Annotated in this window: 11 protein-coding genes and 1 pseudogene; 8 read left to right on the top strand and 4 right to left on the bottom strand. The window is 71.2% G+C overall.

The window, feature by feature from the left end; all coding sequences use genetic code 11:
- The first annotated feature begins 93 nt into the window (after window positions 1–93).
- Window positions 94–2,163, top strand: a complete 2,070-nt coding sequence (locus EV386_RS08025) for an ATP-dependent DNA helicase (RefSeq protein ID WP_130413920.1) — start codon at window positions 94–96, stop codon at window positions 2,161–2,163.
- A 61-nt stretch (window positions 2,164–2,224) separates the two neighbouring features.
- Window positions 2,225–3,193, top strand: a complete 969-nt coding sequence (locus tag EV386_RS08020; protein ID WP_130413918.1) for an L-lactate dehydrogenase — start codon at window positions 2,225–2,227, stop codon at window positions 3,191–3,193.
- 53 nt (window positions 3,194–3,246) lie between these two features.
- Here EV386_RS08020 and EV386_RS08015 read toward each other — a convergent pair whose 3' ends face one another.
- Window positions 3,247–4,683: an RNA-guided endonuclease TnpB family protein gene (locus EV386_RS08015; protein WP_165399875.1), complete on the bottom strand. Its 1,437-nt coding sequence runs from the start codon at window positions 4,681–4,683 to the stop codon at window positions 3,247–3,249.
- Here EV386_RS08015 and EV386_RS08010 point away from each other — a divergent pair.
- The 4 genes and pseudogenes from EV386_RS08010 to EV386_RS07995 form a co-directional block, all read left to right on the top strand.
- Window positions 4,672–5,553 carry an IS5 family transposase gene (locus EV386_RS08010; protein ID WP_165399874.1) on the top strand — a complete coding sequence of 294 codons (882 nt, stop codon included), beginning with the start codon at window positions 4,672–4,674 and terminating at the stop codon, window positions 5,551–5,553. The two genes, EV386_RS08015 and EV386_RS08010, sit on opposite strands and share 12 nt — an antisense overlap.
- 130 nt (window positions 5,554–5,683) lie before the next feature.
- Window positions 5,684–6,682, top strand: a complete 999-nt coding sequence (locus EV386_RS08005; protein ID WP_130413912.1) for an ABC transporter ATP-binding protein — start codon at window positions 5,684–5,686, stop codon at window positions 6,680–6,682.
- Window positions 6,679–7,425: an ABC transporter permease gene (locus EV386_RS08000; protein WP_130413910.1), complete on the top strand. Its 747-nt coding sequence runs from the start codon at window positions 6,679–6,681 to the stop codon at window positions 7,423–7,425. Before EV386_RS08005 ends, EV386_RS08000 begins: the two co-directional genes overlap by 4 nt.
- 7 nt (window positions 7,426–7,432) lie before the next feature.
- Window positions 7,433–8,053: pseudogene (locus EV386_RS07995) on the top strand (ABC transporter permease); the annotation flags it as partial.
- Window positions 8,054–8,277: 224 nt separating this feature from the next.
- Here EV386_RS07995 and EV386_RS07990 read toward each other — a convergent pair.
- Entirely contained in the window at window positions 8,278–9,156 is an 879-nt protein-coding gene (locus EV386_RS07990) for a dienelactone hydrolase family protein (protein WP_207216493.1), read from the bottom strand.
- A 168-nt stretch (window positions 9,157–9,324) separates the two neighbouring features.
- Entirely contained in the window at window positions 9,325–10,104 is a 780-nt protein-coding gene (gene lexA, locus EV386_RS07985; protein ID WP_130413906.1) for a transcriptional repressor LexA, read from the bottom strand.
- Between the two features lie 213 nt (window positions 10,105–10,317).
- Here lexA and EV386_RS07980 point away from each other — a divergent pair, with 213 nt between their 5' ends.
- Both EV386_RS07980 and nrdR read left to right on the top strand, forming a co-directional pair.
- Window positions 10,318–10,728 (top strand): LysM peptidoglycan-binding domain-containing protein, encoded by a 411-nt coding sequence (locus EV386_RS07980; RefSeq protein WP_130413904.1) that lies wholly within the window; start codon window positions 10,318–10,320, stop codon window positions 10,726–10,728.
- Window positions 10,729–10,787: 59 nt separating this feature from the next.
- Window positions 10,788–11,279 carry a transcriptional regulator NrdR gene (gene nrdR, locus EV386_RS07975; protein WP_130413902.1) on the top strand — a complete coding sequence of 164 codons (492 nt, stop codon included), beginning with the start codon at window positions 10,788–10,790 and terminating at the stop codon, window positions 11,277–11,279.
- 52 nt (window positions 11,280–11,331) lie between these two features.
- On the opposite strand, the gene serA is transcribed toward nrdR, so the two are convergent.
- Window positions 11,332–12,573 carry a phosphoglycerate dehydrogenase gene (serA, locus tag EV386_RS07970; protein WP_130413900.1) on the bottom strand — a complete coding sequence of 414 codons (1,242 nt, stop codon included), beginning with the start codon at window positions 12,571–12,573 and terminating at the stop codon, window positions 11,332–11,334.
- Window positions 12,574–12,629 lie beyond the last annotated feature (56 nt).

Here is a 12,629-nt window from a genome sequence, read left to right as displayed (position 1 = left end):
TTTCACCAGGGTGGAATTCGGCGGCATGAATTCGGCGGCATGGAGCGGGCGGTTGTGCTCGTCGCCGACGGCTGCCGCCCCTAGGATCGTTCGGTGACCACCGCCCCCGACGCCGCCGAGCACGCCGACGCCGAGGTCGCCTCGGTCGAGGCGCTGCTCGACCTGGCCGTCGCGCGCCTGGGCGGCGGGCGGCGCGACGGGCAGCACCGCATGGCGGTCGAGGTTGACTCGGCGATCGACAGCGGGCGGCACCTGCTCGTTCAGGCGGGGACCGGCACCGGCAAGTCGCTCGGCTATCTCGTGCCCGCGGTGCGCCACGCCGTTCTCGCCGACGAGCGGGTCATCGTCTCGACGGCGACGCTCGCGCTGCAGCGGCAGGTCGTCACGCGGGACCTGCCGCTTGTCGCCGACGCGGTCGCGCCCTTGCTCCCGCGCCCGCCCAAGGTCGCACTGCTCAAGGGGTGGCACAACTACCTGTGCCTGCACAAGGTCGGTGGTGGTTTCCCGGCCGACGACGCGACGCTGTTCGACCTGTCCGGCCTCGCGCCGGGCGAGAGCGCCGCGGACCACCCCGCCGAGGGGCGGCGAGGGCGCCGCGAGGACGGCGCCGCCTCGCTCGCCGACCAGGTGCGGCTGCTGCACACGTGGGCGCAGGAGACCGAGACGGGCGATCGCGACGACCTCGTTCCGGGCGTGCCCGACCGCGCGTGGCGCCAGGTGTCGGTCACCTCGCTCGAATGCCTTGGGCAGCGGTGCCCGCTGTTGGCTGAGTGCTTCCCCGAGCGAGCGCGCGCGGCGGCGCGCGAGGCTGACGTCGTCGTCACCAACCACGCCATGCTGGGCATCGCCGTCTCGGGCAGCCCGCACGTGCTGCCTGAGCACGGCGTCGTGGTGGTCGATGAGGCGCACGAGCTCGCCGACCGCGTCACCTCGGCCGCGACGGTGGACCTCTCGCTGACGAGCGTCGAGCACGCCGCGCGGCTCGCGCGCCGGCACGCCGGGGCCGAGACGACGCAGCTCGACGCCGCGGCGCAGGCGTTCGGGTCCCTCATCGCACAGGCCGCGGCCAGCGCCTTCCCGCTGGGGCTGCCCGAGGAGTTGCGCACGGCGGTGGGCGCCGTGCGTGACGCCGCGCGCGAGCTGTTGACGCGCGTCAAGCCCGACGCCACGCCCAAGGACGGCGGAGCGCCGCTCGACGCGGGCGCGAAGATGGCGCAGTCCGCCGTGCTGCAGCTGTTTGAGGTCGCGGAGCGCATGGCGGCCGAGGACACCTCGTCCGACGTGCTGTGGTGCGCGCGGCCGGGTGACGGGCCAGGCAGCGGGTGGGGCGACGGCGTCTCGCGCCTGCACGCGGCCCCGCTGCACGTGGCGGGCTTGATCCGCGCGGGCCTGCTGGCCGAGGCGACCGGAGTGTTCACGTCCGCGACGCTGACGCTCGGCGGGCGCTTCGACGCCGTGGCCGGGTCGCTGGGCCTGGGCCGAGACGGCGACGATGGCGGCGACTGGACCGGGGTCGACGTGGGCAGCCCGTTCGACTACCCCCGCCAAGGAATCCTCTACGTCGCGCGGCATCTGCCCGCCCCGGGGCGCGAGCCCACCACCGACGCGCAACTCGACGAGATCGCCGGGCTGATCGAGGCTGCGGGCGGGCGCACGCTTGGACTGTTCTCCTCGCGGCGCGCCGCGGGCGCCGCGGCCGAGGCGATGCGTGAGCGACTCGACGTCCCGGTGCTCGCCCAGGGTGACGACCAGCTGCCGACGCTCGTACGCCAGTTCGCGCACGACCCGGCGACGTGTCTGTTCGGCACACTCTCGCTGTGGCAGGGCGTCGACGTGCCCGGGCCCTCCTGCCGCCTCGTGCTCATCGACCGGATCCCCTTCCCGAGGCCGGACGACCCGGTGCGCTCGGCCAGGACGCGCGCGGTCGAGCGGGCCGGCGGCAACGGGTTCATGCAGGTCTCCGCGACGCACGCCGCGCTGCTGCTCGCCCAGGGCGCGGGCAGGCTGATCCGCACCGCACAGGACCGCGGCGTCGTCGCCGTCCTCGACCCGCGGCTCGCGACCGCGAGGTACGGCGCCTTCCTGACCAGGTCGATGCCCGACTTCTGGCCGACGGCGGACCCCGGCGTCGTGCGCGCTGCGCTGCGTCGCCTCGACACCTAACCTTGGCGACGTCACCGCCCACGAGCGGGCGACCCGTCCCAGTCACCACACGGAGGATCTCGTGACCATCCCCGCCCTGCGCAGCACCACCAACAAGCTCGCCATTGTGGGCGCGGGTGCTGTGGGGTCGACGCTCGCCTACGCCGCGCTCACCCGGGGGACAGCGCGCACCGTCGCGCTGCTCGACGTCAACACCCAGAAGGTCGAGGCTGAGGTGCTCGACCTTCAGCACGGCATGATGTTCATCCCGCCCGCGGAGATCGTGGGGTCCGACGACGTCGAGGTGTGCCGCGGCGCCGACGTCGTGGTCATCACGGCCGGCGCCAAGCAGCAGCCCGGCCAGACGCGCCTCGACCTGGCGGAGGCCACCATCGGCCTGACCCGCAAGATCCTGCCGGGGCTGCTGGAGGTCGCGCCCGACGCGATCTACATCATGGTCACCAACCCCGTCGACATCGTCACCTACGCCGCGCAGAAGATCTCGGGGCTGCCGCGCGAGCGCGTGTTCGGGTCGGGCACGGTGCTCGACTCGTCTCGGCTGCGCGCGGCGCTGGCGCTGCACTGCGGCGTCGCTGTGGGCAACGTCCACGCGTACATCGCCGGGGAGCACGGCGACTCGGAGATCGTGCTGTGGAGCTCGGCGACGATCGGCGGTGTCCCGTTGTTGGAGTGGCAGGCGCTGCCCGAGTACGGCGAGCTCGGGGAGGCCGAGCGCGCCGCCATCGCGCACGAGGTCGTCGACTCCGCCTACCGCATCATCGCGGGCAAGGGCGCCACCAACTACGCCGTGGGCCTGGCCTCGACACGCATCATCGAGGCGGTCCTCAAGAACGAGCACCGCGTGCTCACGGTGTCCTCGCGCCTGGACGACTACTACGGCATCGACGACGTGTGCCTCTCGGTCCCCTCGGTCGTCGACCGCCGCGGGGTCCCGGAGGTGCTGCGCGTGCCGTTGTCCGACGCCGAGATCGCCGGGTTGACCGCCTCGGCCGCGAGCATGCGGGCAGTCCAGAAGCGTTTCGGCCTCTAAAGCCTGTCGAACAACCTTGGTGGGGTGCTCGGCAGCGTCCTTCTCGGACGTCCCTATGCCGCGGTGGCGGTGAGGGTTCCCACGTCATCCCGGCTGGTTTCGTCGACGCGAGGGCGTCGGCCAGAGCCGTCCGGTCGGTGGGCGTTGTTGGCCTGGCCTCGTGCTTCGGGGTCCAGGACCTGGGAGTGTCGCTGTTCGCCCCAGGCGGCGAGGTTGATCGCGGCGTTGCGGTCGCGGTCGATGGTCAGCCCGCATGTGCCGCAGGTGAAGACGCGGTCCGCGAGGGTGAGCGTCGCCTTGACGTCACCGCACCCTGAGCAGGTCTTCGACGACGGGAACCACCGGTCCGCTGTGAGGAGTTGCCCGCCGCGCCAGGTCTGCTTGTAGGTGATCTGGTGGGCGAGCTCACCCCAGGCCGCGTCAGAGATGGCTGCGGCGAGCCGGTGGTTAGCGAGCATGCCGGTGATGTTGAGGTTCTCGATAACGAGCCGGTCGTGGGTCTTGACCAGCAGGTTCGAGACTTCGTGCAGGAAGTGGTGACGGCGGGCACGGACCCGCTCGTGGTGACGTGAGAGGCGTTTGACGGCGGCCCGCCGGCCCGCGGAGCCCTTGACCTTCCGGGAGACCGACTTCTGCAACCGGCGTGTGACCGGTCGCGCGGTCCGGAGCGCCTTGGGCGCCTCGTCGATGCGGAGCACCTCGGTGCCGTCGGCGGTGGCGGCGGCGACGGGTGCGCGCAGCCCGCGGTCCACGCCGACCCACCCGCTGTGGTCCGCGTCGTCACGGGCGGGATGCTGGGCGGCGGGGTGGAGGTCGGCGGCTTCGATGTTCAAGCTGATGCGCCACCGCCCGCCACGCCGGGAGACGGTCGCGAACAGGATCCGTGCCCGGCCCGTGTCGAGCATGCGACGCAACCGGCGGGTGTCGTCGTGGACCTTGATGGCGCCGATGCCCGGCAGGGTCACCGAACGAGGACCGTTCTCACCAACCCGGATCGTTGACCGCTGACCGGTCTTCGTCTGGGAGGTCTTGTTCCGCATGCGGAACGAGCCGCGCTCCGGGTTCTTCTTCTTGAGCCGAGGGTGCCCGACCGGCCGTCCGGCGCGCTTGCCCCGCCGAGAGGCCGTCCACGCCCCCAGCGCCTTGCCAAGGTCGACGACAGCCTCCTCGAACACCTGGGCGCTGACCTCGGCCCGCCAGGCCAGGCCAGTGACTTCCAGCTCAACGTTGCCGGAGCCGTCAACGACGAAGCGGCGGCCGGCGTCCTCGGTCTTCTTCCACGCGTTGAACGCGTTGATCAGGTCGAACCCCGTCCACGGCACCCGCACGACGTCGTCGCCGACGGCGTCCTTGGCCGCATGGCGGGCGTTCAGGTGCAGGCGAAGTCCCTGGTTGAACGCGAACCGTGCTGCGCCCTCGTGTCGGGCCAGCGCACGCGCCTGCTCCGCGGTGGGGTCAGCCACCCACTGGAACGTCGTATGCCGGGCCACGACGCGCACGCTACCGACGGGCGCCGACACGGTCCGGCATGTCGGTGCTGGTCAAGAGGATCTGTCCCGTGTGAACTCATCCCGCGCCGCCCGTACCCCTCCGACCTGACCGACACGGCCTGGGCGCGCATCGCCGCGCTCGTGGTCCCCACCCCCACCCGTGGCGGGCGGCCATGCTGCGAGCACCGGTGGCGCGAGTACGTCAACGCGCTGCTCCTCATCGTCGCGACCGGTATCCCGTGGCGCTCGCTCCCGCACGACTTCGCCGTGACCTGGTCCGCGACGCACAAGCACTTCAGCAGGTGGACGAAGAAGCAACTGTGGGGGCAGATGCTGACGATCCTGCGCGCCGAAGACCGCGTCCACGACGGCCGCGACCAGGAACCGACCGCAGCCGTCGTCGACTCCTCGTCCGTCAAGTCCACCCCGGCGCCCGGGGAGCGCGGGTTCGACGGCGCGAAGAAGGTCGACGGGATCAAACGCCACATCCTCGTCGACACCGCCGGACGGCTCCTGGCCGCCCACGTGACCGCGGCGAACGTCCAGGACCGGGCCGCGTTCGCCGACCTGCTGACGAAGAACCCGTGCCCGTCCGTGACGCACGTCTGGGCCGACAAGGGCTACACCGGCCAAGCCCCAGCCACCGCCGCGGCAGCGGCCGGGATCGAACTGGAGATCGTCTCCGGTCCCAAGCCCGTCGGCGGGTTCGTCGTCCAACCACGCCGGTGGGTCGTCGAGCGAACCAACGGGTGGATCAACCGACATCGACGTCTCGTGCGGCAGTACGAAGCCACCCTCACCGCTCACGAAGCGCTCGCGATCCTGTCCCAGATCCGCCTGCTGCTGCGCCGCCCCGACCGACACGGATAGTTGTTCGACAGGCTCTAGAGCGTCTCGTTCGTGCGCTCAACGACCCAGCGGCACGGTTGGACCACGAACCCGCCACGAGGTTGGAGGCGCGTTTTGCGCCAGGTGGAGGACTCGGCCTAGAGTCCGGCCGATGACTACGCCAGTTGCCGCGCGCAACCAGATCGGTGCTGAGCCTCCGCTCGTCGCATCGGGGCTGGTCCGCCGCTACCGCAGGAGCGACGCCCTCGCGGTCTCGGGTGTCGACCTCACGATCGAGGCGGGAGAGATCGTCACCTTGCTCGGCCCGAACGGGGCAGGCAAGACGACGACGGTGAAGATGTGCTCCGGCCTGCTCATGCCCACGGCCGGTTCGGTGCGGGTGAGCGGGAGGGACCCGTACCGTCGGTCGGCGCGCGCCATGGCCGACATCGGACTGGTCCTCGGCGGTGACGGCGGCTTCTACAAGAGGGCCACGGCGACGGCGAACTTGCTCTACTTCGCCGACCTTGCGGGCGTGCCGGCGCGCGAGCGGCACGACCGTGCCCGGGAGGTGCTCGCCGACGTCGGGCTGACGGACCGGGCCGGATCAAAGGTCAACGAGCTCTCGCGCGGCATGGTGCAGCGACTCCACATCGCCCGCGGTCTGCTGGCCCGACCTCGTCTCCTCCTGCTCGACGAGCCGACCAACGGACTCGACCCGGAGCACGCGCAGATGGTCCGCCGACTCGTGCGCAGCCTGTCGCGCCGCGGCGTCGGGATCCTGCTGACGACCCACTACCTGACCGAGGCCGAGGAACTTTCCGACCGGCTGATCGTGCTGCGCGCTGGGCGGGTCCGCGCGGAAGGTCACGTCGCCGACCTTGCCCGGGCCGGAGGGCTCAGCCACGTGACGACGTTCGCCCTGCCGCCCGGCGATCCGCTGGCGGCGACGGCCGCACAGCGGGCCGGCGTCGACGCCGTCGTCGATGTTCAGACCTTCCACGGCAAAGACCATGTCAGGCTGCAGTGGCGCACCGTGGCCCCAAGCCCCGAGTCCCTGGCGACGCTCGAGGAGGCGAGGGCGCGGGCGCTCGACTACACCGAGCGCCCGCCGACCCTCGAGGAGAACTACCTCGCACTGGTCGCAGAGCAACCGGGTGTGACGTCGTGATCGCACGCAGCGTGCGGATGCTCGCCTTTCAGGTCCGCCTGTTCGCTCGGAACTCCTACTTCACCCAGTTGCTCGTCACGAGCACCGTGTCGATTCTCCTACTGCAGTACGTCGCTTCGTTCGGGGCCGGGTCCGTCGTGACGTCGCAGGCCTGGCTGCGGGCCGGGATGACCGGAACATGGACGACGTGCGCCGTCTCGACCGGCCTGATCGGGTTCCAGCGGTTCCAGGGGACCTTGGTGCACCAGGTCGCGGCACGGATCGGCGCCCGCCCGGCGCTGGTCCCGGTCGTCGGTTCGGCCGCGACCTTTGGGCTCCTGGCATTCCCGCTCGCCGCCGCCGGCGGGGCGATCCTCGGGATCCCGCTGGCGATCACCGGGACCATGATCGTCGGTCTGGTCGTCTTCTGGTTCGCTTCGTTGTCGACCGCTCTGCTGGTCGCGGCGGCCTTCGCCCACTCACCGAACGCGCTCGTCTACGAGTCCACGGTCGCTGCGCCGATCGTGCTGCTCTCCGGCATGTTCGGGCTCCCCGGCGCGCTGGCGCCCGTCGAGCCGGTACTGCGGATCCTGCCTTTGCGGTCCGCGGTCCAGGCCTTGTCCGACGGCGGTGGTCCAGCCGTGTTCTGGCTTGACACCTTCCTCGCCGTCGTCGTCAGCGTCCTGTGGCTCGTCGCGTCAGCCTTCGTGGCGAAGGCGGCACTGCGCCGCGCCGTCGACCACGCAACCCTCGACATCACGTGATGACACCATGAGACTGCAGACCCTGCGCGTCGCGCTCACGATCGCCGTGGCGTCCTCGCCCCGGTTCGCGAGCTGGCGCACCGCGCTCATCTCGCTCGTCCTGACGCCGATCATCTCGACCCTCATGATCGTTGCTGTCGCGGCCTCGGTCGGCGGCGCCGAGGTGGCGATGACCGCATACGCCGGCGTCCTCGTCAGCGCGTTCGTCTCGGTCATGGCCTCGGTCAACGCCACCCTCGCCTATGAACGGATCACGGGGATCGTTCCCGCCTCCCTCGTTCCGCGATTCGGCACCCCGGCGTCCTGGTGCGCCCGGACGGTCGCCCCGCTCGCATCCGCCGCGATCGTCGCGCTCCTGGCGATCGGCGCCATCGACCTCCTCGACGGCGCGCACGACGGCGGGGCCGCGACCCGTGCCCTGACGGCCCTGCCGGTCGCGCTCGTGAGCGGGGCGCTGGTCGGACTCGCGGTCTGCGTCATCTCGTTGCTGGTCACCGACCCCTATCTCGTGGCGAACGTTCTCGGCGGCATCCTGGCGCTCACGGCCGGCGTCGTGGCTCCTCTGGAGGACTATCCCCGCTGGCTGCGCCCGATCTGCGAGTGGCTCCCGATGACCTGGACGGTTCAAGCGATGCGGACCGGCAACGCCGCCCTCGCCCGCGAGCCCCTCGCGATCCTCCCGTGGCTCCTGCTCGGCGTACTCGCCGTCGCCACAGCACGATCCCGCCTGCGAGACGGGCGCGACACGGCGTTCATCTAGTGGCTCGCTTCTGAAGCCTTCTGACGGTTGGCTTTCGTGAAGTCAACGAAGCCACTGGCGGCAGACCGCACGTCGGCGTCGCGCCGGTGGTGTCAGGAGCTGCTCGCGGTGCCAGGGCTGCCCAGGTGCCGGGCGAAGAACCGGAGCGAGCTGTCGATTTCGAAGGACGGGATTGCAAAGTGGCCGCCGGGATTGGCGTGAAGGGTCTTCTCGGCGGAGCCGAGTGCGTCGAACAGCTTCATGACGGAGTCCCGCGGGTTCCCCTCATCGTCCCACTGCTGCACGTACTCGACCGGGACGGTGATCCGTGCCGCGGTGTCGGTGAGCCAGTCGCATGCGATGAGGCCGAGGACCGCAGCCTTGATCCGAGGTTCGGCCGCGACGAGGCGGATGCCCGTCTCACCGGCAGCGGACAGGCCGTAATACCCGACGCGCTGGCTGTCGCCGACGCAGTCCAGTTTCTGGAGTGCATCGAGGGTGGTCTGCCAGTCGGGTATGAGCTGCGACGCTACGACTTCGAAGAGGGCGGGCCATTCTGGGCCGGCGGGCTCGCCTGCCGCCTTTCGTTCGTCGATGATTTCGACCAGCCGCCGGATCTCCGGGTGCTCCGGCCGGTCGCCGGTACCGGGCGCGTCGATCGCCGCGACCGCGAAGCCGCAGGAGGTGACGTAGGGGAAGGCTCGGGAGACGACCTCCCATCCCTTCTTGTGTTGGCCGCCGCCGTGCCCGATCAGGACCAGCGGACGGGGACCGGAGCCCTCGGCGGGCGTCCAGAGCACCCCGGGGATGTCCCCGATAGTGAAGAGCTGTTCGCGGATGCCGTCAACGACGGTCTCTGAGGTCATACGCATGACAGGATCAAATCGGTACTCCCGCAGACGCGGCGAGTGAATTATCTGGCCGGCCAGGCTGGCGACGTTGATGCCCTGCGCCCGGTTGATCTCCCGTCGCCGGGGCACGATCGGCCACACCCGCGCAGGCTGCACTGGTGTCCTGAGTCCGGGATTCTGCGCAGATGCGTGGCGACGTCAGGCCAACAACGGGGGCATAGGGACATCCGAGAAGGATGCTGCCGACAGCCTCATGGAGGTCCGGTCAGTGGCGGGCCGGGCTTGGTCCAGGGCGCCTCACAGGGCGCCTCACAGGGCGCGCAGCACCGCCACGACGCGACCGAGGATCTGGGCCTCATCGCCAGGAATCGGCGCGTAGGCCGGGTTCTGCGGCAGGAGCCACACATGCCCGTGGTCATGCTTGAGCGTCTTGACCGTGGCCTCGCCGTCAATCATCGCGGCGACGACCTCGCCGTTCTCGGCCACCGGCTGGCGGCGCACCACCACCCAGTCGCCGTCGCAGATCGCGGCGTCAACCATCGAGTCGCCCTGCACCTTGAGCAGGAACAGCTCGCCGTCGCCGACGAGCTGGCGGGGGAGCGGGAACACATCCTCGACGAGCTGCTCAGCGAGGATCGGTCCGCCCGCCGCGATGCGGCCCACGACCGGCACGTACGACGGCGCCGCGAGCCGCTCGTCATCGAGGTCGAGAGCGGCGGGCGTGGCCGCGCCGGCGCGCTTGCCCGCGCCGCTCGCGGCCTCGTGCGAGCCCTCGTGCGTCGCGGCACCGGCGCCGGTGGGGTCGACGACCTCCATCGCGCGGGGACGGTTCGGGTCGCGCCGCAGATAGCCCTTGCGCTCGAGCGTCGTGAGCTGGTGCTTGACCGACGACGGGCTCGCCAACCCCACGGCCTCACCGATCTCGCGCATGGTGGGCGGGTATCCGCGCGTCTCGACCGACTCCCGGATGGTGTCGAGCACGCGTCGCTGACGCGGCGTCAGGCCGGGCTGCGGCCCGGCCTCCGGGAGGGCGCTCACCGTCGCGAGCCCGGGGGCGTCGGCGCCCGTGCTCGTCGTGCGACCCGTCATGACCTCTCCGTCCGTCGTCGTGCGCGTGGCGCCGGCCTGCCCGTGGCGACCGTCCGTTCCCGCTGGTCGTAGCACCACCCTAGGCCACCAGCGGCGCGGGATCAAACACGTGTTCGACGCGTGTCTCGACAATGTCGGTGGCGCGTGGCATGCTACAGGTGTTCGAACGAACGGGTGTTCGAACGAACTGCTGTTCTACTCACGGAGGACCTCATGGCCGCCACGATCGCTTGCCCCACCCTCGACGTCCCGGCGCGCCGCACGGCCGTGGTCCCAGCGCGAGTCGCCTCGGCGCAGGCCGCCCCGAGCGAGGCGCACGGCGCCCTCGGACTGGGCGGGTTGCGTCTGACGCGCCGGGGGCGCGTGGTGGTGTTCGCCCTGGCGCTCATGGTCTCGCTTCCGCTGGCCGGCGTCGGCGGCCGCGCGATGGCGAGCGACCCCGGACGCCCCGTCGAGGTCACGGTCCACACCGTGGCGCCGGGCGAGACCCTGTGGCAGCTCGCGCGGCACGTCGCCGAGCCGGGGCAGGACGTGCGCGACGTCGTCGCCGACCTGCGCGACCTCAACGAGTTGGAGTCGGTGGCGCTCACGGTCGGCCAGAGCGTGCTGCTTCCCCGGGACTGACCGCGTGGCGGCGGACGCCGGAGCCCCTGGCCTGGCCCGTGGCCGGTAGTCTCACCGGCATGCACTGCCCGTTCTGCCGTCACCCCGACTCGCGCGTGGTGGACTCGCGCACCGCCGACGACGGATCCTCGATCCGCCGCCGGCGCCAGTGCCCGAACTGCGGGCGCCGGTTCACGACGCTGGAGACAGCGAGCCTTTCGGTCGTCAAGCGCTCGGGGGCCACGGAGCCGTTCAGTCGGGACAAGATCGTCCTCGGGGTGCGCAAGGCGTGCCAGGGCCGCCCGGTGAGTGAGGACGACCTGGCGCTTCTCGCCCAGAAGGTTGAGGAGACGCTGCGCCAGCAGGGCAGCGCCGAGATCGACGCGTACGAGATCGGACTGGCGATCCTCGGCCCGCTGCGCGACCTCGACGAGGTCGCCTACCTGCGGTTCGCGAGCGTCTACCAGGCTTTCGACTCGCTCGAGGACTTCGAGAGCGCGATCACGTCGCTGCGCGCCGAGCACGCCGAGCGGGCGTCGGCCGCGCAGGACGAGCCTGCGGCGGACGCGTAGCGCGCGAGGCCTCCGAGAGGCGGGGTCAAGCGATCGCGGGCTCGCACGGCGCTCACAGGCCGGCGGAAGGCCCCGGCGGGAACTCGGGGCGCTCGAACGAGTCGCGGATGCGCAGGCGCACCGTGGTCCCCATCTCCTGCAGCTTGGCCGAGGCGCCGCGCTGGGCGACGTCGGAGATGTCGGTGACCACGTAGCCGATCTCGCCACGCGTGGCGAGCATCTGGCCCTCGATGTTGGCGCCGTGCTCGGCGAACACCTGGTTGACCGCCGCGAGCACGCCGGGGACGTTGCGGTGCAGCACCATGATGCGGCCCACGCCCGTCGGGGCGAGCTGGAGGTTGGGCAGGTTGACGGAGAGCATCGTCGAGCCGGTGGCGAGGTAGTCGCGCAACTTGGCGGCCACGAACTCGCCGATCGCCTCCTGTGCCTCCTCGGTCGATCCGCCCACGTGCGGGGTGAGGATGACGTTCGCCAGTCCGCGCAGCGGAGAGTCGAACTGGTCGCCGCGCTTCTTCGGCTCGGTGGGGAACACGTCGACCGCGGCGCCGCTGAGGTGGCCGGACTCGATCGCCGTTCGCAGAGCGTCGACGTCGACCACGAAGCCGCGCGAGAGGTTGAGGAAGATCGCCCCCGGCTTCATGCGCTCGAACAGGTCGCCGCCGAAGAAGCCCGCGTTGCCCGGCCGCCCGTCGACGTGGATGGTCACGGCGTCCGAGATCTCGAGCAACTCCTCGATGGAGCGCATACGCCGGGCGTTGCCGAGCGCGAGCTTCTCCTGGACGTCGAAGAAGACCACGCGCATGCCCAGGTTCTCGGCCAGCACCGACAGCTGCGAGCCGATGTTGCCGTAGCCGATGATGCCGAGCGTGCGCCCGCGCACCTCGTGCGCGCCGTCGGCGGTCTTGTCCCACACGCCGTCGTGCAGCGCCTTGTCGCGCACCGAGAGCCGACGGGTCAGCGAGATGATCTCGGCGAGCGCGAGCTCGACGACCGAACGTGTGTTGGAGTACGGCGCGTTGAAGACGGCGACGCCGTGCGACGCGGCCGCGACCAGGTCGATCTGGTTGGTGCCGATCGAGAACGTGCCCACGGCCTCGAGCCCGGGCGAGGACTCGAGCACCTTGCGCGTCACGGTCGTCTTCGAGCGGATGCCGAGCATGTGCACGCCCTCGAGCGCCTCGATGAGCTCGGCCTCGTCGAGCGCGCCGGAGCGCGTCTCGACCTCGTACCCCGCGGAACGCAGGATCTCGGCGGCGACGGGATGGACGTTCTCCAGGAGCAGGGCCTTCAGCACGCCCCCATGGTGCGCCCTGAGGTCAGCGTCGTCCAAACCCGTCTCACGCCCGCGGC

It is taken from the genome of Xylanimonas ulmi (assembly GCF_004216535.1).
Taxonomy (GTDB): Bacteria; Actinomycetota; Actinomycetes; order Actinomycetales; family Cellulomonadaceae; genus Xylanimonas; species Xylanimonas ulmi.
The sequence above is the reverse complement of the archived record's forward strand: the minus strand, read 5'-3'. Positions and strand labels throughout refer to the sequence as shown.